Annotated in this window: 17 protein-coding genes and 1 pseudogene; 7 read left to right on the forward strand and 11 right to left on the reverse strand. The window is 42.0% G+C overall.

Features of this window, described 5'->3' with window-relative positions; translation table 11 throughout:
- The first annotated feature begins 54 nt into the window (after positions 1 to 54).
- Positions 55 to 1,098 carry an NAD(P)H-dependent flavin oxidoreductase gene (locus tag JFC08_RS12420; RefSeq protein WP_198330930.1) on the forward strand — a complete coding sequence of 348 codons (1,044 nt, stop codon included), beginning with the start codon at positions 55 to 57 and terminating at the stop codon, positions 1,096 to 1,098.
- A 25-nt stretch (positions 1,099 to 1,123) separates the two neighbouring features.
- Here the strand turns inward: JFC08_RS12420 and JFC08_RS12425 are convergent.
- Positions 1,124 to 1,828, reverse strand: a pseudogene (locus tag JFC08_RS12425) (aspartate/glutamate racemase family protein).
- 259 nt (positions 1,829 to 2,087) lie between these two features.
- Between JFC08_RS12425 and JFC08_RS12430 the strand changes: the two are divergent.
- Positions 2,088 to 2,342: a DUF2798 domain-containing protein gene (locus JFC08_RS12430; RefSeq protein ID WP_045442930.1), complete on the forward strand. Its 255-nt coding sequence runs from the start codon at positions 2,088 to 2,090 to the stop codon at positions 2,340 to 2,342.
- A 437-nt stretch (positions 2,343 to 2,779) separates the two neighbouring features.
- Here the strand turns inward: JFC08_RS12430 and oppF are convergent, their stop codons facing one another.
- The 5 genes from oppF to JFC08_RS12455 form a co-directional block, all read right to left on the reverse strand.
- The gene (gene oppF, locus JFC08_RS12435) at positions 2,780 to 3,808 is read right to left on the reverse strand and encodes a murein tripeptide/oligopeptide ABC transporter ATP binding protein OppF (protein WP_087814920.1); all 1,029 of its coding nucleotides are present in this window, start codon (positions 3,806 to 3,808) and stop codon (positions 2,780 to 2,782) included.
- A gap of 3 nt (positions 3,809 to 3,811) precedes the next feature.
- On the reverse strand, positions 3,812 to 5,017 hold the full coding sequence (oppD, locus tag JFC08_RS12440; protein WP_227697772.1) for an oligopeptide ABC transporter ATP-binding protein OppD: 1,206 nt from the start codon (positions 5,015 to 5,017) through the stop codon (positions 3,812 to 3,814).
- 12 nt (positions 5,018 to 5,029) lie between these two features.
- On the reverse strand, positions 5,030 to 5,935 hold the full coding sequence (oppC, locus tag JFC08_RS12445) for an oligopeptide ABC transporter permease OppC (RefSeq protein ID WP_198330931.1): 906 nt from the start codon (positions 5,933 to 5,935) through the stop codon (positions 5,030 to 5,032).
- A gap of 89 nt (positions 5,936 to 6,024) precedes the next feature.
- The gene (oppB, locus tag JFC08_RS12450) at positions 6,025 to 6,945 is read right to left on the reverse strand and encodes an oligopeptide ABC transporter permease OppB (RefSeq protein WP_198330932.1); all 921 of its coding nucleotides are present in this window, start codon (positions 6,943 to 6,945) and stop codon (positions 6,025 to 6,027) included.
- Between the two features lie 301 nt (positions 6,946 to 7,246).
- Entirely contained in the window at positions 7,247 to 8,914 is a 1,668-nt protein-coding gene (locus JFC08_RS12455; RefSeq protein ID WP_227697773.1) for an ABC transporter substrate-binding protein, read from the reverse strand.
- A gap of 857 nt (positions 8,915 to 9,771) precedes the next feature.
- On the opposite strand from JFC08_RS12455, the gene JFC08_RS12460 reads away from it, so the two are divergent.
- The 5 genes from JFC08_RS12460 to JFC08_RS12480 all read left to right on the forward strand — a co-directional run bounded on the left by JFC08_RS12460 (position 9,772) and on the right by JFC08_RS12480 (position 14,914).
- Positions 9,772 to 10,824, forward strand: coding sequence for a DUF2157 domain-containing protein (locus tag JFC08_RS12460; RefSeq protein WP_198330933.1), 1,053 nt, complete (start codon positions 9,772 to 9,774; stop codon positions 10,822 to 10,824).
- Positions 10,817 to 12,025, forward strand: coding sequence for a DUF4401 domain-containing protein (locus tag JFC08_RS12465; RefSeq protein ID WP_198330934.1), 1,209 nt, complete (start codon positions 10,817 to 10,819; stop codon positions 12,023 to 12,025). The genes JFC08_RS12460 and JFC08_RS12465 overlap by 8 nt, the downstream gene beginning before the upstream one ends.
- Complete coding sequence (locus tag JFC08_RS12470; protein ID WP_198330935.1) at positions 12,022 to 12,681, forward strand: GDYXXLXY domain-containing protein; 660 nt, start codon at positions 12,022 to 12,024, stop codon at positions 12,679 to 12,681. The genes JFC08_RS12465 and JFC08_RS12470 overlap by 4 nt, the downstream gene beginning before the upstream one ends.
- Positions 12,682 to 12,843: 162 nt before the next feature.
- Positions 12,844 to 13,821, forward strand: coding sequence for a zinc-binding dehydrogenase (locus tag JFC08_RS12475; protein WP_198330936.1), 978 nt, complete (start codon positions 12,844 to 12,846; stop codon positions 13,819 to 13,821).
- 88 nt (positions 13,822 to 13,909) lie between these two features.
- Entirely contained in the window at positions 13,910 to 14,914 is a 1,005-nt protein-coding gene (locus tag JFC08_RS12480; protein ID WP_198330937.1) for a YhdH/YhfP family quinone oxidoreductase, read from the forward strand.
- Positions 14,915 to 14,998: 84 nt separating this feature from the next.
- On the opposite strand, the gene JFC08_RS12485 is transcribed toward JFC08_RS12480, so the two are convergent.
- The 5 genes from JFC08_RS12485 to guaA all read right to left on the reverse strand — a co-directional run bounded on the left by JFC08_RS12485 (position 14,999) and on the right by guaA (position 20,558).
- Positions 14,999 to 16,669: a hypothetical protein gene (locus tag JFC08_RS12485; RefSeq protein ID WP_198330938.1), complete on the reverse strand. Its 1,671-nt coding sequence runs from the start codon at positions 16,667 to 16,669 to the stop codon at positions 14,999 to 15,001.
- Between the two features lie 91 nt (positions 16,670 to 16,760).
- Positions 16,761 to 16,907: a hypothetical protein gene (locus tag JFC08_RS12490; protein WP_198330939.1), complete on the reverse strand. Its 147-nt coding sequence runs from the start codon at positions 16,905 to 16,907 to the stop codon at positions 16,761 to 16,763.
- Between the two features lie 145 nt (positions 16,908 to 17,052).
- Positions 17,053 to 17,865: a hypothetical protein gene (locus JFC08_RS13830; protein ID WP_227697774.1), complete on the reverse strand. Its 813-nt coding sequence runs from the start codon at positions 17,863 to 17,865 to the stop codon at positions 17,053 to 17,055.
- A 40-nt stretch (positions 17,866 to 17,905) separates the two neighbouring features.
- Positions 17,906 to 18,592, reverse strand: a complete 687-nt coding sequence (locus tag JFC08_RS12500) for a DUF2628 domain-containing protein (protein WP_198330940.1) — start codon at positions 18,590 to 18,592, stop codon at positions 17,906 to 17,908.
- 370 nt (positions 18,593 to 18,962) lie between these two features.
- On the reverse strand, positions 18,963 to 20,558 hold the full coding sequence (guaA, locus tag JFC08_RS12505; RefSeq protein ID WP_198330941.1) for a glutamine-hydrolyzing GMP synthase: 1,596 nt from the start codon (positions 20,556 to 20,558) through the stop codon (positions 18,963 to 18,965).
- Between the last annotated feature and the right edge of the window lie 523 nt (positions 20,559 to 21,081).

Genomic DNA, 21,081 nt, shown 5'->3' on the forward strand with positions numbered 1-21,081 from the left:
GCTGCGTAATCAAAATCTCCCAAGTTTAGTTATACGGATTTGACAGCAGGGGTCATGACCTTACTTGATACTTTAAACTTAACCTACCCTATCGTCCAAGCACCCATGGCAGGCGCAACCACCCCTGAGCTGGCAGCGACGGTGAGTAACTTTGGTGGATTGGGTTCATTGGGATCGGGCATGACGCCGCCAGAGGTTTTGCATAGCCATATTGACACCATTAAATCTCTCACCGATCGCCCTTTTATGATTAATCTGATGGTGTTGTCTGAGCATGAATCGAGTACCTTTGATACCGAAATCCCTGCTTGGCTAAGTCATTACTATCAAGAAAACAATATAGAGTTTGCACTACCTGAACGCCCTGCGCTAAGCTTTGCGGATCAACTACAAGTGCTCTATGACAATCCCGTTCCTGTCGCCAGTTTTACCTTTGGCATTATTAGCGCCGAGCAAGTTCAGCATCTGCAAGGTCTAGGCACGCGCGTCATCGGGACGGCAAATCATCCATTAGAAGCGAAAGCATGGAGCGATATTGGTGCTGATGCGGTATGTGTACAAGGGGTCGAAGCGGGTGGACATCGCGGTGGCTGGCTCGCGCAAAGTGAAAACGATCCATTGGGATTATTGACGCTGATTAGTCAAACGCGCGCGTGTACCGATATTCCGTTAATTGCAGCAGGTGGCATCATGACTGGGCAAGATATCAAAGCGGTACAAACGGCTGGCGCTGAGCTGGCGCAAATCGGAACGGCATTTTTGACCACAGATAAATGCGGCATTAATGACATTTATAAGCAAGCGCTACTCGACGCTAGTGAAAATAAGCGCAGTGCTGAGACACGCTTAACGAGACTGTTTTCAGGTAAACAAGCTCGTGGTTTATTAAATGATTATTTGCGTGATTTTGCCCGCTTTGAAAGCGCGCATGAGCTACCACCCTATCCACAATTAAATGCGATGACCAAATTTTTGCGTGGTCATGCGACCAATAATCTTGATCCAGAATATCAGTCTTTATGGGCAGGACAAGGCGTCGCTTTGGTCAGACAAGAGCGCACGCTTGAGTTACTAGAACGCTTGGTCAAAACGTCATAGGCTTAAATACTTTTATAAGTCCGCGCTACTCTAATAAAAAATCCACCGCTGCCGCTGCATGAATCAAAGTGGTATCAAATACTGGAATTGGGCTATCTGCTTGTTTAATGAGCAGTCCAATTTCTGTACAGCCTAAGATAACGCCCTCTGCGCCTTGATCTGCTAAATCTTTAATCACCTACTGATAATACTGACACGAGCTGTCTTTAAATTGACCGACGCACAGCTCTTTTTTGATAATTCGATGTACCTCTGCTCGTGCATCACTCTCTGGTATCAACACTTGAAGCCCTGCATCCACCAAACGCTGCCTATAAAAATCTTCCGTCATCGTAAACTCAGTGCCCAGTAAAGCAATTTTAGACAGATTCTGTTTTTTGATGGCGGCAATAGTGGCATCAGCGATATGTATAACAGGTAAATGCGTCGCGGCTTGTACATCATCGAGTAATTTATGCATTGTATTAGAGGCGATCATGAGCCCTTGTACGCCAGCGGCTTGCAAACGCTGAGCACTGCTGGCCATGATTACACCCAGCGCTGCCCATTCATCTTGCTCTTGGTGCTTATTGATCAACGCAAAGTCTACGCTATGTATGAATAAATCTGCTGAATGTAATCCACCTAGCTTATCCTTGACACCCTCATTTATCAGCCGATAATAGCTTTCGCTACTCTCCCAACTCATACCACCGATGATGCCTAATGTTCGCTGCTTGTGCACAGTCATTTTATTGCCTTATTTGTGGGTTGTAATCGATTTTATCGTAGCAAAATTAATCATCTTTAGTTTGTTATTTTTTGGGAATTTTATTTTTATGCATGAGACAACAGTCATTAAAATATAACGAATGTCGCCATTGATAATAACGATTTTATCCACTTATCAACATACGATATCATGGTTGGTAATGACGACTCATGACGCTACGCAACATCGTTCATCGTTCATCAAACGCCACCATCACCATGTAGGACACCTCCACACTATGGCAAAATTCCCTACCATTAGAATACGCACACGGCGCAAGTACTACCGGCTTATTTTTACCTTTTTAATGGCACTGCTAATGTCCACGATTATCTCAACTGCATTGCTGCTGATCAATGTAGGATTCGTCGATGGGTTCTTTATCACGCTGTTTCACTCATGGAAATATGCCTTTATAGTCGCGTGGCCGAGCGCTTATATTTGCGCCTATCTCATCCAAGAGCATTTGCTCAGTCGTATTGAGTTTTATTGAACCAGCTAGAAGTCAAAGTATGAGAATGCCATGATGAAGCATTGCTGTGAGTTGATGGTAAATCATCATGCCGCTATGAATTAAGAAATCTTTGGCTGTATACACAGCCTTGCTGAAGGTATTTTATGCGAAGATAAAAGGGTATTTTTTGATTGGATACTAGGCACGTTGAGTCATCTTGTGATAAGTGACTGGATCTGGATAAGAGGCTTTAATGATCTTCCTAATTACTCCCGTAATAAGTCAATCTCCAAGCCCACCATCGTGGTCAGCTAACAATATTACTTAATCAAATGACTATCGATATCGGTGAGATTGATTGATGCTAACTGCTGACGTTTAAAACCAATGAGTAAAAGTATTAGATTGTATTAAGAGCATTTGAATAAGTCCGCATGCTTTTAATACAGTCATTACTCATAAACCAAAAACCACTTTTAGGCCACCTCGACCTTGTTCTTTAAACAAGCCACTCGGTGATTTATGGTGCCTTCTAACACGGGCTTAATCTGTGCGCACTCTTCATCAGCTAGTGGACAACGGGTGCGAAAAACGCAACCTGACGGCGGATTGATTGGACTGGGTAAATCACCCTCTAATAACTGAATGACCTTGTTACGTTCAGCAATAGGGTCAGGTAGCGGTACAGCTGACATCAGTGCTTTGGTATAGGGATGAGTCGGATTACCATATACGGCTTTGTTCAAACCCAGTTCGGCGGCGTTGCCTAAATACATGACCAATACCCGATCAGCAATGTGCTTAATCACAGAGAGATCATGGGCAATGAAGATAAGCGCTAACCCCATCTCTTCTTGCACATCTTGCAATAAATTAATGACCTGCGCCTGAATCGAGACATCAAGGGCGGAGACTGGCTCATCACAGATAATGATTTTGGGCTTTAATATCAGTGCTCGAGCAATGCCTATTCGCTGGCACTGACCACCTGAAAACTCATGCGGATATCGGTTAATTTGATTAGACAGTAGCCCCACCTTTTTCATGATGGCGCGTACCTCGTTTTGCACCTCAGGCTTCTTCATTTCAGGATAATAAGTGCGAAGAGGCTCGGCGATAATATCCCCTACAGTCATGCGCGGGTTAAGTGATGCCAGCGGATCTTGAAAGATCATCTGAATATCTTTTCGCTTTAATCTCATGGTCTTTTTGGACGCACCCACCATCTCTTCATCACAAAACTTGATACTGCCAGAGTCAGCTTGTATCAATCCGATGATAGTACGGGCGAGTGTTGATTTACCGCAGCCTGATTCGCCCACCACCCCTAAAGTCTCACCAGCGAATAGCTCAAACGATACCCCATTAACTGCTTTTAGGGTGACAGGCTTCTGCCAAAAGTAAGTGCCTTTTTGTTTGATATTAAAAGTGGTATGAATGTCCTTTACTTGCAATAATGGTGCTGGATTATTGCTTTTGGCGCTATCTAAATTCTGTATCATCATGAGCTAGCCCTCCATCCCTGATTGATTATTGGCATCGATATCTGCTGAGCTATCTAGTGAGTGATCAACGGGTATTTCAGGGTACCAGTGACAAGCGCGTTGACGCTCGTTCGGTAGAAATTCCAGCGGTGGCGGTGTATCACGGCAGATTTCCATAGCATGAGAACAGCGCTCATAAAAAGGACAGCCTGCAGGCAAATCTAATAAATTTGGTGGACTACCCGGAATGGTTTCAAGCTTGCCCATATCGTTATCTAAACGCGGAATGGCTTTTAGTAGCCCAATAGTATATGGATGACTTGGGGCATAAAAAATCTCTTCAGTCTCTCCATACGCCATGGTGCGCCCAGCATACATCACCAGCACACGATCACAGATACCCGCCACAACTCCCAAATCATGGGTAATCATAATAATGGTGGTGCCAAAGTCGCGTTTTAGCTCGTTTAGTAGAACCATAATCTGCGCCTGAACAGTAACGTCGAGCGCAGTGGTTGGTTCATCAGCAATCAACAGCTTAGGGCGACATAATAATGCCATCGCAATCATGACCCGCTGACGCATACCACCTGAGAACTCATGCGGATACATGCCAATACGGTTCTTGGCTTCTGGAATCTTAACCGCGTCTAGCATTCGTATGGATTCGGCCCAAGCGTCTTTTTTACTCATGCCTTTATGTAAAATCAATACTTCAGCGAGCTGGTCGCCTATCTTCATATAAGGATTTAATGAGGTCATCGGATCTTGAAAGATCATCGCGATCTGCTCGGCGCGAATTTTATTTAGTGCTTTTTGTGACAATCCTAGTAGCTCATTACCCTCAAAGCGTACCGAACCTTTGGCATAACCGTTATTTGCCAGTAGCCTCATAATAGCAAACGCTGTCTGCGACTTACCTGAACCGGACTCACCAACAATACCTAAGGTTTCGCCTTCATGTAGGTTAAAATTTAAGCCATTAACTGCCGTTACCAGACCCTCTTCAGTCGTGAACTGTACCGATAAATCTTTGACTGCTAACAAGGTGTTTTTTGCGTTAGGTGGCTTATCGATCGCTGAATCAGTACCTATATTAAAGGTAGTAGACTCTATTTTTTCAGGAGCACTAGGCGCGTTGGCGGCGTTATAAATCTTTTGAGTTGCTATGTTTTTATCTTCCATACTTTTACCCTCCATGCTTTTATCCTTCATGCTTTGGTTTTTCATGATGTCACCCTCTTAGCGGTCTTTAGGGTCAAACGCATCACGCAGACCGTCGCCAATAAAGTTAAAGCAAAATAAAGTAATGACCAAAAAAGCTGAGGGAATCAAAATCTGCCAAGGTGCTACCTGCATGGTTTTTGAGCCTTCTTGCAACAACGCCCCCCAACTGGTCATCGGCTCTTGAACACCAAGTCCCAAAAAGCTTAAAAATGACTCAAACAAAATCATCGTTGGCACTAATAAAGAGGCATAAACCACCACCACCCCGAGTACATTGGGCACGATGTGGCGTAAGATAATATTAAAGCCTGATACGCCGCCTACGTGCGCAGCTTCGATAAACTCTTTACTCTTCAGGCTTAGCGTTTGCCCGCGAACGATACGCGCAACATCCAGCCACGATACCAGTCCAATCGCCACAAAGATTAAGATAAGGTTACGACCAAAGATAGTGACTAATAAAATCACAAAAAACATAAAGGGGAAGGCGCTTAAAATCTCTAATACACGCATCATCACGGTATCGACTTTGCCACCAAGATAGCCTGACGTTGCACCGTATATCGTACCGAAAATCACTGCAACCGTAGCGCCGGCGACGCCTACCATCAAGGAGATACGACCACCTACTGCGGTTCGCACTAACAAATCACGACCGAGTGAATCAGTACCGAAGTAGTGCTTATTATCGATGGCTGGCGCGGACTGCATAAAGTTCCAGTCGGTTTCGGCATAACCAAAAGGTGCTAACATCGGTACAAAAATGACAAAGGCAGCCACGAGTATCAAGATAAAAAGACTGGCTACGGCGGCCTTGTTGCGATAAAAACGGCGCTTAGCATCTTGCAAAAGGCTGCGGCCTTTGATTTCATGAGCCCCTATGTCTGCTAGGTTAGTTGTCTGCTCTGCGGTAAGGCTCATAGTCGTCCTTTTAATAATCTATTTAGCATAATAATAATGAATGATAACTATCAAACCGATTGGAATGATAATGCGCTTAAATGGTCGCCTTAATACTGAATCTTTGGATCAATTACCGCGTATAAAATATCGACGATAGCATTAAAGGCAATGGTCAATACCCCGACTAAAATGGTCAAACTAAGCACTACCCCATAATCACGATTGAGTGCGCCGTTAATGAATAACTGTCCGATACCAGGTAAACCAAAGATAGTCTCAATCACAATAGAGCCTGTGATAATACCGACAAAGGCTGGGCCCAAATAAGAGATAACGGGTAGTAGTGCGGGTCTCAGCGCATGCCTCATCACTATTTGGCGCATCGGCAAACCTTTCGCCTTAGCCGTTCGGATATACTGGCTATTCATCACCTCGATCATCGAGCCGCGCATGATACGAGCAATACTCGCAACATAAGCGAGCGCTAAAGCGGCGACTGGTAATACAAGGTTTTCGAGTGCCCCGTCATTCCAGCCACCAGCTGGTAGCCATTGCAAAATAATGGCAAAAATCAGCACTAATAATGGCGCTTTAACGAAGCTTGGAATCACAACGCCTGTCATAGCAAAGGCCATCAGTACGTAGTCTATCCATGAGTTTTGCTTAAGGGCTGCGATAACACCGAAGATAAGTCCTAAGACCAATGCCAATATAAAAGCGTACAGACCCAACTCCATAGAGACGGGAAACGACTGCGACAACAGCTCGTTAACCGTATAATCTTTATACTTAAAAGACGGTCCAAAGTCGCCTACCGCTAGCTGCTTTAGATAATTAACATACTGTAGCCACATAGGATCGTTGAGATTGTATTTGGCCTCGATATTGGCCAGTACCGCAGGTGGCAAGCTACGCTCACCCGTAAACGGACTGCCTGGCGCCAAACGCATCATAAAAAAGGAGACCGTGATCAATACAAATAAGGTCGGAATGGCCTCTAAGATACGCCGAAAAATCAGTTTTAGCATAATGCCTCTTTTATAATGATGCTTATTTTTCAGCTAAATTAAAATGAGATAACTAGCACAAACCTAACGCCCAGTTATCGTTCAACTAGCAATCTTCAATGACTTGGTTTTAAATAAAATATTGATAATCGTCGTTTATAAATAACAAAAGTTTCATCTAACACGCCTAATAAGAGTGGCTGTGAAAAATGAAACTAATGACGCTATCAGCGTTATTTGATAAGAGCGATAAATGAAACCAGCTACTTTTACCGCTCTCAGATACTTACTCAATAGAACTATTCAGCGATCAGTCAAACGATTAGTGCTTAGCAATTGAGAGATTTTTTACCTGCCAATTGTCTAATATATCTTTAGTTGGAAACCCAATGACATAAGGTTTCACTAGACGCGGGCTGACGTAATGATAAATGTTAAGTAAACCCATATCTTGATCGAGCTGAGCTTCAGCTTGCTTGTATAGATTGGCACGCTGCTCAGCGCTAACGCCAGCTTTCAGCGTTTGCGCCATTAAACTGTCAAAGTTAGCGTTACTGTATTTACCGTAGTTGCCACTATTGTCAGATTTGGCAATATTTAAGAAAGCTGACGCTTCGTTATAATCACCACACCAGCCAGCACGCGCGATTTGATAATTACCATTACGGCGGGTATCCAAATAGGTTTTCCATTCTTTATTGGTCAAAGTCACATCGACGAAGCCGAGCGCTTGCTTCCATAGTGAAGTAGCCGCAACCGCAGTCTTTTTATGATTGTCATTGGTGTTGTATAGCAGCTCAAAAGTCAGCGGATTGCTATCGCTATAGCCTGCTTCAGTGAGCAGTTTTTTAGCCTCAGTAACCCGCTTTTCTTGATCCCAAGTCGACCATTCTGGACTATTTGCAATATCGCCATTGGTGGCAGGGGGTGTCAACTGATAAGCGGCCGTCTGTCCTTGACCGATAACTTTATCCGCAATGGTATCGCGGTCCAAAGCTAAGGCTAAAGCGCGGCGTACGTTGGGATCGTTGAACGGTGGCTTGACCGTATTAAACTCGTAGTAATAAGTACAAAGATAAGGAGATACGGTTAGCTGATCGCCTACTTGCTCTTTAAGCGAAGCGAACTGCTCGGTTGGAATCTCATTGTAGGTCACATCGATTTCACCCGCCTGATAACGTGCGACGTCAGTCGTACTAGAAGGAATCGGCAGGAAAGTGACGGTATCGATAGTCGTATTGGCATCGTCATAATAAGAAGCGTTGCGCGTTAAAACGATTTTGTCGTTAATTTGCCACTGGGTAGGCTTGTAAGGACCATTAACTACGATGTTTTCAGGAGCTGTCCACTTATCACCAAAGGCTTCAACGGTCTTTTTATGAACGGGCTTGACTGAATTATGAATCAACATATCTGGGAAATAAGGCACTGGCTCTGATAACGTAATTTGCAAAGTTTTATCATCGATAGCCTTTACGCCAAGGGTTTCAATGCCAGCCTTACCATCAACGATTTGATCAGCGCTGACTACTTTGGCATCGACCAAATAGCTTGAATACGGCGACGCAGTATTTGGATCGACCAAGCGGCGCATACTGTAGACAAAATCTTCTGCCGTTACTGGATCATCATTTGACCATTTAGCATCGCGCAGCTTAAAGGTCCATACTTTGTTGTCTTCGCTTTCCCAACTGGTTGCCATTGCTGGAATGGTCTTACCTTCGGCATCCGTATTGGTTAAACCTTCTAACATCTGTCGGCCAAGGGTAGATTCTGGTACACCAGATACTTTGTGTGGATCAAGTGATTCAGGTTCAGTACCATTGTTGACGACGAGCGCTTGAGTATCAGCCAGTACATTAGGATCAACGGCAGCTGCTTGGCTGTCAGTGCCAAACTTATCGCTACTACAGCCAGTCATAGACATGGCGAGCGCAAGAGAGGTAGGCAGGAATATAGAGGACAAAAAGTGATTAGGAGTGCGCATCATATAATAGCTATCCTTGCTGGTCAGTGGCTGGGCGGATCAACTAAATAGTAGTGATTCGAGTTAATATATCCGTATATTGACTATGTTTATTAACCATACTTTAACTAACTATTGGTCATATTGTAGACAACTATTAGTAATTAAAAACGATACAAATGTCAATAAGTTTTAATTCCTCCCTGATACTAACAAGCAAAATAAGCTTGCCGTCAAAGCAGTTTCGACGACCAAAAATTAAATGTAATTACTATTAATCGAGTAACTTTTATAGCTACTTATTACCTTTCATCAGCAATATACTACCGTTCATTTGAAACCTGTCTTATTACTACTAATCTCAGTTTCTAAATCACTAATTATCACTGTCAAGTGAATGAAATCAATGCTATCAAGCAATAAAACCCTAGTAGATATGATAAATTTTATTTATAAGACTATTGTTAATAACTAATCATTTGATAGATTTTTTAAGCCGATGCTGATGAATGATAGTGTGGTATTTTCGATCCTCAAAACCAGATTTATTCACTACTTAAAATCGTGCAATTTTTTGATTTTTGCAATTACTTATTTTTGTAATAGCTGAGTAAGATCATGATAAAAATCACTAAATTTAGAATAAATACCTATCAATATCACTATTAATTCCTTTTTATGAAGCTAATAACGCTGATCTCTTGATGAAATTTTGATCTTATAGTCGCGTGGCCGAGCGCTTATATTTGCGCCTATCTCATCCAAGAGCATTTGCTCAGTCGTATTGAGTTTTATTGAGTAAAAAACTATAAACTTTAGTACACCCACCTCTCACAAAAAAGCTAAGATAAGCAACATCATCTTTTTATTTAGAGGACGCTATGAGCCAACCACGGCGTACTATCGAGCATTTACTCAAGCAAGGCATACTGTCATTGACGCATGCCAACGATGCAGCGATTCATTTGCAAGTCTATCCTAGCAAACGCTCATGGCTGGTCTTTTTTGATAAAGCCATGCTGATTATCGGGGCGATAGCGCTGGTATTATCGCTGGTATTTTTTATTGCCTATAACTGGATAAATATGGGCAAAATGGGCAAGTTCGCTTTGGTCGAAGGGGCATTGGTTGTCACTATTGCCTTATACGTTGTGCTCTCTTTTAGGCGACGGTTTCAGCTTATTCGCCAATTATTATTGCTTATTGCTAGCGTGATTACGGGTAGCTTATTGGCGCTATTTGGGCAGGTGTATCAAACGGGCGCGGATACGTGGCAGCTGTTTTTTGGCTGGGCCGTATTGATTATTCCTTGGGTAATCATCGCCCGCTTCCCTGCGCTATGGCTGCTATGGTTGGGGCTAATCAATACTGGTCTCATCCTATATTTCGGCGTTACAGACTTTGCCTTCGTCAGTTACTTCTATGAAGGTGTCTTACAAATAGGCGTGCTTGCCGCTGTTAATTTTGTGGCGCTAAACTTGTGGCTCGTATTTATCGACCGTCAACCACCATCAGTCACACGCAGCCGATTTAAGTCCGAGCTGGATTGGAGCGCTTATGTCGTCGGTTTACTCAGCAGCTATTTTATTACCTACCTTGCCATTCTTTATGTCTTTGATGACGCCAATATTTTAATGACAATGATCACTTTATTGCTATGGATGAGCTGGTGCGGATTTATGGTTTGGCGATTTTATTGGTATCGCATCAATCTATTAATGCTGACCTATTTATGTGGCTCTATCATTGTCGTGGTGATGTTTTGGGCAGGTAAGCTGTTTTTAGACAATTTTGATATGGGTGGTTTTCTCATCTTAGCCCTATTATTGATTGGCATGAGTTCAGCAGCGGTCGTTTGGCTGCGTCATGCGGCACGTTTAAACAGCAAAAACAACCTCCCAAGTGCTGTCGTCAAAGGAGTCAATTATGAGTAATGATATGAAGAATCAACACTCGGATAATGTCCTTTTACAGCTACAACAGCTTGGATTGATTGACGGCAATGTGATTGATGCCCGTACTGGTGAGACAAGTGCTAAGGCAACGATAGCGAATAATCACTCTCAAAACGATATTCCTTGGTTTATACAGATACTTTTTGGTCTTAGCGGTATTGTAGCGAGTCTGTTTCTAATCGCCTTTTTGTCTTTGTCATTGTTCGGCATCGATGGCTTTGACAGCGTGATTGCCTTGTTAATTACAGGTCTAGTACTCAGCGCGGCGGGTTTTGTGCTATTTAGAAACAAGCAAAGCCGTGATAATACCTTTATCAGTAGCCTAGCATTGGCTATTAGCTCGGCTGGACAAGCCTACATTGGCTTTGCTTTATTTGATAATAATTTGTCACACCCTATAGATGTTTGGCTGTTTTTACTCGTGCAAGCCATTATGACGGTCATTATGCCCAACCGTATCTATCGCCTATTGGGTAGCATAATGACGCTAGGTTTGATGATTTATTTGCTTAACTATTATCATCTACCTGAGCTCAACTTAGGATTATTGGCGCTGATTACGATTGGCAGCAATTTATCACGTTATTCTCTATTGCAGCGTATACCTAGTAAATGGCGCGCGGATGTTTTCGATATTACTAAAGCCATTGGTTACGCCAGCGCGCTGATGCTGTTGTGCGTTTCTGTGTATTTTATCGCGGCTGAACATAGTCATAGTCTTGCTACTTATTATGGCGACACTTTTCGCTATAACTACTATTTGGCGCAAGGGTTGCTTACACTTGCCAGCCTCTATGCCGCTTATCTGATTCTAAAACGTTACGACGTTAAATTACTATCGGCAGCGGGACTCTTCATTGGTAGTGCGCTTGTATTGCTTGGGATAATATCGATTTACGTATCAGGACTGCTCGCGACCAGCCTTATCATCGTCATTGCGATCGCCAATAGCCAACGGGTGCTGTTAGGTTTGGGCGTCACCGCCTTGGTCAGCTATATATTTTGGTATTACTACCAGCTCGATACTTCATTGCTAATCAAATCTCTCTCAATGCTAATGGTCGGACTGACCATGCTGATGGGGCGTTGGCTATTGATTAAACGCTATTTCGCTCACTCCCTTATCAACGATACTGATTTGACAATGAGCGCCAACGATCATCAGGAGCGCCACTCATGAAAAATAAAATTTTGACTAAGCGCTTGATTGATGACACGTCACCATCCACGCATTGGCTAAAAAAACGAGCTGTTACGATTACGATTGCCCTACTGGGGTTAGCACTAATATTGGTCGTAATGACGATGAATATCATCAAATACGAAACCCATCTTAGTAATGGCAAAACGGTATTATTAGCACTTGCACCCGTTGATCCACGTGGTTTTATGCAAGGCGATTATATGGCGTTAAGCTATGCGCTAGAGCGCGATATTTTTGATGCCATGCGACCAAAGCACCCTCATTCAACACAAGACGAATTAGATTCAGAACTAGATGTAGAATTAGACGAGCTTGATACAGATTTTCGTATTTATGAGCCAAGCGATGGTTATGTCATTGTGAAAATCGATGACAATAATGTAGGACATTTTGTCCGCTTAGCAGATAGTAATAGTCGTGAAAATTTAACTAAAAGTGAGCTGCCCATTTATTACCGTATTCGTAACGGCAGTGTGCAATTGGCGACCAATGCGTTTTTCTTTCAAGAAGGTCATGCTGAGGCCTTTGAAGCGGCTGAATATGGACTATTCCGCGTCAATGACAAAGGCGAGCCATTACTTACAGAGATGGTAGACGGTGATTTTACAGTCATCGTCGGCGACATAAGCTAAGAGGATAAAGCCTCTCATTAGACGTTTATTGTGTTACTTCTTATTCATTATTAAGCACAATACGTGCAACGCATAACATTCCTTAACCAAAGTAACATTGAGGGTACGGAGACAAACTTGTTACTGTTGCTCACGACCTAAAAATAAATAAAGGAAATAATTATGCGTAGCGCAACTTATAGTACCTTCGGCAAACCATCTGACGTTCTCAGTTTAGGTGACACACCTATTCCTGAACCAAAAGCCAATGAAGTCCGAGTCAAAATGGTACTCGCCTCTATCCACAACCATGATTTATTAACCATTCGCGGTCAATATGGCTTTAAACCTGAGCTGCCAGCGATTGGTGGTAGCGAAGCGGTCGGCATTATCGATGCCGTCGGTCAGGATGTCAAAGACTTAAAAGTGGGTCAGCGCGTGGCGGCGGCGAGCTTACAAGCGACATGGGCAGAGTATTTTGTCGCCTCAAAAGACATGGTATTTGTCATGCCTGATAGCTTAGAAGACGAAATGGCGGCGCAGCTCATTGCGATGCCACTCAGCGCGTTGATGCTGATTGAGTTTTTAGCACTAACAAGCGGTCAGTGGGTGATCCATAATGCTGCCAATGGCGCGGTCGGCAAATCGCTCGCCATGCTAGCCGCCGCGCGTGGTATTAACACCATTAATGTCGTGAGAAGTGACGATGCTATCAAGGAATTAGAAGCACTGGGTATCAAGCATAATATCAACACCTCAGATGACGACTGGAAGGATCAAGTAAAAGCCATCCTTGGTGATGAGAAAATCAGTGCCGCGGTTGATTCTATCGGTGGTGAGTCGAGTAATGATCTGCTGGCGTTACTGGGTCATGGTGGCACATTGGCATCGTTTGGCATCATGTCAGGCAAACCAATGGTGCTAGATCCAACCCATATTATTTTTAAACAAGCAACGATTAAAGGCTTTTGGGGCAGCAAAATCAGTCAAGAAATGAGCGTTGAAAACAAACAGCGTTTGATTGATGAGCTAATCGAACGTGCTAACGATGGCAATTTAAAACTGCCCGTTGAAGCGACGTTTGATTTGGCAGATATCGTCAAGGCCGTGGATGGTAAATTGCAGGCAAGTAAGAATGGTAAGGTGTTGTTAAAAGCATAAATGACTGTCTTACATACATCGATGTAGTTGCAAATGATGTACGTGCAAGTAAAAACACACACCAAATAACCTCATTAGGAATAATATGATGTCTAATAATAAAACCTTTAGAGCCTTAGTCGTCGAAGAAAATACCGACGGCACCTTTAGCAAAAGTATTCAAGAACGCAACATCAGCGACTTGCCAGAAAATGACTTGTTGATAGAAGTACATTATTCCTCGTTAAATTTCAAAGATGCGATGTCGGCATCGGGCAATAAAAGAATCACCAAACAATATCCGCACACGCCCGGTATTGATGCAGCAGGCGTCGTTGTCAGCGACAAATCAGGCACGTTTACCGCAGGGCAAGAAGTATTGGTATTTGGCTATGATCTCGGCATGGATACGGATGGCGGTCTGGGTCAGATGATCTCTATACCTGCCGATTGGGCATTGCCCTGCCCAAAAACGCTGACGCTAAAAGAAGCAATGACTTACGGTACGGGCGGCTTAACCGCAGCACTCAGTATCCAAAAACTAGAAAAAATGGGTGCAAAACCCAGTGATGGTCCAGTCGCGGTAACTGGTGCAACAGGCGGCGTCGGTACGATCAGCATCGCAATCTTAAAGCAGCTGGGTTATGAGGTGATTGCCTTCTCAGGTAAGCCAGAGCAAAGCGAGCATTTAAAAGCATTGGGCGCAAGCGAAGTGCGTCATCGTGACACCATCAATGAAATCGGTAACAAACCTATTGGTCGTGAACTGTGGGCAAATGCTATTGATACCATCGGCGGCGACTACTTACCCAATCTGCTAAAGCAAACCAAATCTGGCGGTGCGGTGACCAGTTGTGGTTTAGCCAGCGGCGCTGATTTTTCGATGTCAGTGATACCTTTTATCACCCGTGCGGTGTCATTCTTGGGTATCGATTCGGTGTATATTCCACTGGCTGATAAAGAAGCCATTTGGCAGCGTGTCGTAACTGATATGAAACTGCCCAATCTAGAGAGCTATGGCGAAGAGATTACGCTTGAGCAAACACCTGAATATTTAGATCGCTTTATGTCGAGCAAAGTGGTTGGGCGTTATGTGGTGAATGTGCGAGGTTAGATTTTTTAGCTTAGCAGTCAAATATTATAAAAAAGGCAGCATCTCTTTTGAGGTGCTGCCTTTTTTTCTAAAAGACTTTTTTGATTATGTATCATATTTCCAATGAAAGAGTAGTTTTGCTAAAAGTCCAGTATCCATGCTATTTGAAGGAAAAGATATAAAGGCTTTCTTATTTTCCTCAAACATATTTTTTAGTTCTTTATTACTTTTATCAGAATAAAATTCAGGAAAAGCGTCAAAATGATTCATAAACACGCCCCATTTGAATGCTATTTTAAAATCCTTCCAACCTTGTACATTACCGTTCTTACTAGGCTGTGCTAACGCTACTAGCATATAATCTTCTATAAATTTAACTTGACTACTGCCTGCTGAATATCTAATAGTATTAAATGCTTGTTGCATTTCTCTGATAGACGCATCAAAATCTCTTTGGTAGAAAAATCTCATACCATCAACCCAATGTACTAACCAAGGGTAGACTTTATTGTTCCCAACTTCATAATACTCATTTAACCACTTTTGATAATCATATTTTTCTTTCATTACATCATAGCTATATATGCAGTTCTCAATATTTTTCTTATAAATTTCATCATTAAAAGGAGTTAAAGTATCTTGAAAAAACCTAATAATGAACTTATCTGGTGCAGTACTATTGGTATACCATCTTTCAAGTTCTTCTTGATAAATCTCTTCAAGAGACTTGGTATACATATGACTATTTTTCAAAGACTCTTCACTATATTTTTGCTGAATCTTACTAAGGGTATGAGCAATGTTTCTTTGAGCTTCTTCGGATTTATCAAGAAACAAATCTGTAGTTTGTATTTTTGCCCAACTCTCACCTATATCTTTTTCTATACCTGTTAATCTAGAGTCTCTCTTAGCTTCAATAACTGCGCACACTTGGTTATAGTCTTTGTTTATCAGAGTTAAATAATCTCTTAATTTTTTTAAAATATCAGAAGCATCTTCTTCTTTATAGTTTTCATATAAGCTTTTCAGACAGTAAGAGGCAAATCTAGCTATTAATAGAAAGAATATATACTTTTGCCTTCTATCATCATCAATGTTATGAAATTTGAACGCTCTATCAAACACATCCAGAATACTTGAAAACGTTGGCAGCTTAACACTACCAGACACCCAATTATTTACATTAACTAAATCCTTATCGATTTGATCAATATTTCCACCACATTTCTCAAAAAAAGTATTGTGAAAATCTTTTTGGATTTTGTTCTCACAGTTATATATCCAATTAATAACAGAAGCCAAAGGCGTTTCATTCTTATATTCCAAGTACCAAAATATCTTATTAGGTGAAATAGAAGCATCTAAAAATGCACTATAGTAGTGTTCATACTTGAATATTGAGATTGTAGCTCTTTGTAGAAAAACATTATTTATTAGGAAAAATAACGACTCTTTTTTTCCTAAATAGGTGTGGTTAGTTAATATAGTTTGAGTATATATTTGGAATAACTCTACAAGTGGATCATACAATGTATCGCTATACATGGCATTCGTAAACAAACTATGTATTGCTGACCTAAACTCGCTAATATGTTGTTCAGAGTTCTTTAAGAAATCACCTTCTTCCTTAGCTAGTCTATTAAGACTTTTATGTAAACTTTTATCGTCCATATCAATATCGATGATGAACTGTTTCTTAGATGGGATAATGCCTGTAGCATTATAAATAAATTTAAGTAAATCACCTTGTGACGGAAATTGTGCTAAATCAGACATAATAATTCCTCAGTTAATATATTATCCCAAAAATAAATAGTTAAGTCTTCTAGTCATAGAAGACTCAACTATTTCCTATAAAGCATTAAATCTAGCCTTTATTTTTTTGATTAGGATTCATTTTCTTACCTCGGTTTCCTTGGGCTTGGTCATAAGCTTTATTAGTACCACTCATTCCTTTATTCGGGTTTCTCATGTTAGAATTGTTGTCTGCTACAGTAGTTTTCTTCGCGCTCATATAGAATTCCTTTAAAAAGTTTATTAGAAAATTTAGGCTTACTACTCACTGCTCTGTGAGTAAGTTCACTATAGTTAAACAAGCTTCTAATAACCAATAATTTTGGCGACGTAAATTTACTACCCACTACACCCATAAAAAACAACTAACCACACGCCCAGTCAAACTGATTATTCAGCAAATCAATTTGTCCATTACCACCACCCATATTGGCATCGCCAAGCGTTTCTTCAAACTCAATATAAAAAGGGCTAAATTCTGGTATCGCTTGAATGGGATTGGCCGTACCACCAAAATGACTTTTTGCATGAAACCTATCAAGCTTTAACATCTCACCTTTTTCAGAGAACATCGGAATATAAGCGTTCACATCATCTTCATCTGCCCACTCATCGAGCATCTTGCCAACGTTAGGATCATCTATTCGGACAACGTGCTTAATAAACTGAGCAGGTTCATCTTTAACAAAGCAGGTGCTACTCCACGCTTCAATTTCATAGTCTGGATATATACCATCTTCTTTACTAGGCAGCGGCGTGGACTGACCAGAAAACTCTGCTTCCGTTAGCCAAATCAATGCCCAGCCACCACCAATAATATCTTCAAGATAGATTTCTTGAGGGTGACGATGGTTAGCATAGCGACTCAGTGACGCCCAAAAATTCTCAGCGTCTGTATGATTCACCTCAGTGAGGTTAGCAATCATATCTTCAACACCGTCTACCCTATCTTCAACATGATCATCCGCTTGAAAAAGCGATATTGCCACGAGATCTTTCCCTTTTACGCAATACGCTTCAGGCACTAATATCGTCCATAAGTGCGTCATCGGTAGACCGTTAATCCTGCTTCGCGGCCATTGAGCCGTGGTGATGCCGACTGGGCGACCAAAAGCCCAACCTTGCCCATGATCTTTATTCGTGAGTTCCAAATCATATGCTTGTTTTAATGGTTCCATCACTCTTGCCTCTCTAGATTAACCTTATTTATTAGAGGTACTACACCAACCAAAACCAATCAGGCGCAAACAAATAGGACATACCCATAGATAGCAATACTGATAATATGCTACCCACAATGGCGCCAACCCATGACGTACCACCCTTTGCCGCTAACTCCTGTTCGACCGTCGCTGGGTCAGCTGTATTACTCATGACTTTTTTTATATTTTTGACGCTGTGACTAAAGTAAAAATAATTACCTAAAAGTCCTGTCAGTACTGCCCATGCGACAAAAAAGCTGGTTTGGCCTATAGAGCTATACACCTCCATACCGAGCAGATGCATTAAGACTAAATCAACTGCATTAATGCCAAGTACAATAAAAAAAGCGACTAGATACATTTTACGATAGCACAACCAAGACGTTCCCAGGAGAAGTCCAGCCAAATTAAAACTGTGTATACTAGAGCCATCATTATTAACCTCTAAGCGTGGCTCGCTGTCCTTAAACCATTTATTACGGTAGAAATCATCATACTTTTTACCAACGAAGGCTGCCAATAAAGTATCGGCATTTTCAGCGCTGGAAGCTGAATGGTTTTGCGGGATTTGCGCATCTTTAGAGATATTAACTGGCGTTAATGGTGGCGGTGTTTGTGCTTGGACGTTAGCGAGAGGTTGTTCACAGTTTGAACAAACAACTGCCCCACTTGCGTTTTCTTGATTACAATTATTACAAAGCATCTTATCCCTTAATTTTACTAAATACTGAGCGATTAATAGGCTTATCTCGACTTTAATAAATAATAACCAATTAAAGTTGACTATATTATAGATAATAAAGACAAATGTTCAATGAAAAATTAGAGGATTCTTAGTTGCCTGTTTGTTTTAACCAAAAAAAACACCCAACCAAGTTGAGTGCTTTTTTATCGCTATATTGAACTAATCTAATTATCGATTAGTCGTATATCAATTCATAAAAGATGAGTTGAAAAGCTATTTAGATAAGTTTACGCAGTCTAAAATGGTAACAAGGCAACCGAGCGCAGATAGTACGTGTTTGTACATCTAGCTAGGTTAACACCGTTACCGTTTAGAATACTTAAACGGTTTATTCCCACTCAATCGTCGCAGGTGGCTTGCTCGACACATCATAAGTCACACGTGATACTTCAGCGATTTCGTTCATGATACGGTTCGATACCGTCTCAATCAAATCATACGGCAGATGGGCAAAGCGCGCAGTCATAAAGTCCACAGTCTCAACGGCACGTAGCGCAATCACCCACGCATAGCGGCGACCATCACCGACCACACCAACCGATTTGATTGGTTGGAATACCGCAAACGCTTGCGCGGTCTTCTCATACCAGCCTGAACGCTCAAGCTCTTCCATAAAGATAGCATCAGCAGCACGCAAGATATCAGCGAATTCTTTGGTAACTTCGCCTAAGATACGCACGCCCAAACCCGGTCCTGGGAACGGATGACGGTTAATCATCTTCGCAGGTAGACCAAGGGTGATACCCAGTTTACGCACTTCATCTTTAAACAAATCACGTAACGGCTCAACCAATTCAAACGCCAAATCATCTGGCAAACCGCCAACATTATGATGGCTCTTAATCACATGCGCTTTGCCTTGATGCGACTTCGCTGATTCGATGACGTCTGGATAAATCGTGCCTTGCGCTAAGAATTCGATGACTTTACCATCACTTTGCTCACTGACTTCACGGGCACTATTAGCGAATACATCGATAAAGGTTTTACCGATGATTTTACGCTTGGCTTCAGGGTCAGACTCATCAGACAATGCGGTTAAGAATAACTCTTCGGCATCGACACGGATGACTTTTACGCCCATGTTTTCTGCAAAAATTTGCATCACTTGGTCGCCTTCGTGCAGACGCAAAAGACCCGTATCAACAAACACACACGTTAGCTGATCGCCAATCGCTTTATGCAATAATGCTGCGACGACCGAACTGTCCACACCACCTGATAGACCGAGCAATACTTGCTTATCACCGATTTGCTTTTTGAGTTGTTCGATACGCATATCGATGATGTTGTCAGGCGTCCAGCTACCCGCGCAGCCACAGATTTCATGGACAAAACGTCCTAGTAATGCAGAACCTTGGGCAGTATGTGTGACTTCAGGATGGAACTGCAAACCATAATAATGGCGCGAATCATCAGCCATAATCGCAATCGGACAGCTTGGCGTACTAGCAACGATATCGAAGCCTTGTGGCGCATCAATCACTTTATCGCCATGACTCATCCACACATTTAGCTTACCAGCAGCGTCTTCGATGCCATCTATAAGGGTAGATTTGCCGTCAATATTGATAATCGATGCGCCAAATTCATGGATGTCACTGGCATGGACTTTACCACCGAAGCGCTCTGCCATCGCTTGCATACCATAGCAGATACCCAATACTGGTACGCCTAGATCAAATACGGCATCATTGATGCGTGGGCTGTCATCTGCGTGGACGCTCTCAGGACCGCCAGATAAGATAACGCCTTTTGCGCCAAAATCGATAATGCGCTGAGTGTCGATATCAAACGGGAACATCTCACAGAATACGCCTGAATCACGGACACGGCGGGCGATAAGCTGGCTGTACTGTGAGCCAAAATCGAGAATTAAGATGCGATCTTCTTTAATAGTAGGAACGTTGGCAGCAGTTGTCATAACGTAGTGTCCATCAATAAATAAATTGGTGCGCTATTTTAACAAGTTTGAGCAGTCTATTGGTTATAAAAATACGCTAATCTGCTAACTGGTATATAAATCTATAGCTCATCAGTATAAACCTCTACTTTATTTCATTAATGAATGCATTTCTTCTATATTTTTCTACATCTAGGTAGCGATGATAAGGCACTGTAGAGCAGTCAACAGAATAAAAACGTGATTAATTGACCTAATACTTCTATAGGCAACGCATAAATTCTGGTTCAAGCATTATTACAAACAAGTGTTATTACAAAATAGCCATTATGCTTTTTTATATAGCATTCTACAGAGAAGCCTGCATCGGTGTCGCCTATGATTACCACATATTATTCGGCAACACATGGACTTCATCCGAAATCTTCGCAAGCTTAGTCTCACCGCATTGGTATTTTTATATATTAGGGTTTATTGGTGTTATTTGGCACTACTTAGCGCATAGACTGATAGTTTTGGTGGGGAATAAAGAATTAGCAAGTCG

This window comes from Psychrobacter cibarius, assembly GCF_016107535.1.
Taxonomy (GTDB): Bacteria; Pseudomonadota; Gammaproteobacteria; order Pseudomonadales; family Moraxellaceae; genus Psychrobacter; species Psychrobacter cibarius.

Coding starts and splice junctions, on each gene's coding strand:
- JFC08_RS12480 (WP_198330937.1), top strand. CDS start 13,910: ATGTCTAATAATAAAACCTTTAGAGCCTTAGTCGTCGAAGAAAATACC.
- oppC (WP_198330931.1), bottom strand. CDS start 5,935: ATGAGCCTTACCGCAGAGCAGACAACTAACCTAGCAGACATAGGGGCT.
- oppD (WP_227697772.1), bottom strand. CDS start 5,017: ATGAAAAACCAAAGCATGAAGGATAAAAGCATGGAGGGTAAAAGTATG.
- guaA (WP_198330941.1), bottom strand. CDS start 20,558: ATGACAACTGCTGCCAACGTTCCTACTATTAAAGAAGATCGCATCTTA.
- JFC08_RS12490 (WP_198330939.1), bottom strand. CDS start 16,907: ATGAGCGCGAAGAAAACTACTGTAGCAGACAACAATTCTAACATGAGA.
- oppF (WP_087814920.1), bottom strand. CDS start 3,808: ATGATGATACAGAATTTAGATAGCGCCAAAAGCAATAATCCAGCACCA.
- JFC08_RS13830 (WP_227697774.1), bottom strand. CDS start 17,865: ATGGAACCATTAAAACAAGCATATGATTTGGAACTCACGAATAAAGAT.
- JFC08_RS12465 (WP_198330934.1), top strand. CDS start 10,817: ATGAGTAATGATATGAAGAATCAACACTCGGATAATGTCCTTTTACAG.
- JFC08_RS12470 (WP_198330935.1), top strand. CDS start 12,022: ATGAAAAATAAAATTTTGACTAAGCGCTTGATTGATGACACGTCACCA.
- JFC08_RS12430 (WP_045442930.1), top strand. CDS start 2,088: ATGGCAAAATTCCCTACCATTAGAATACGCACACGGCGCAAGTACTAC.
- JFC08_RS12485 (WP_198330938.1), bottom strand. CDS start 16,669: ATGTCTGATTTAGCACAATTTCCGTCACAAGGTGATTTACTTAAATTT.
- JFC08_RS12460 (WP_198330933.1), top strand. CDS start 9,772: ATGAGCCAACCACGGCGTACTATCGAGCATTTACTCAAGCAAGGCATA.
- JFC08_RS12420 (WP_198330930.1), top strand. CDS start 55: ATGACCTTACTTGATACTTTAAACTTAACCTACCCTATCGTCCAAGCA.
- oppB (WP_198330932.1), bottom strand. CDS start 6,945: ATGCTAAAACTGATTTTTCGGCGTATCTTAGAGGCCATTCCGACCTTA.
- JFC08_RS12475 (WP_198330936.1), top strand. CDS start 12,844: ATGCGTAGCGCAACTTATAGTACCTTCGGCAAACCATCTGACGTTCTC.
- JFC08_RS12455 (WP_227697773.1), bottom strand. CDS start 8,914: ATGATGCGCACTCCTAATCACTTTTTGTCCTCTATATTCCTGCCTACC.
- JFC08_RS12500 (WP_198330940.1), bottom strand. CDS start 18,592: ATGCTTTGTAATAATTGTAATCAAGAAAACGCAAGTGGGGCAGTTGTT.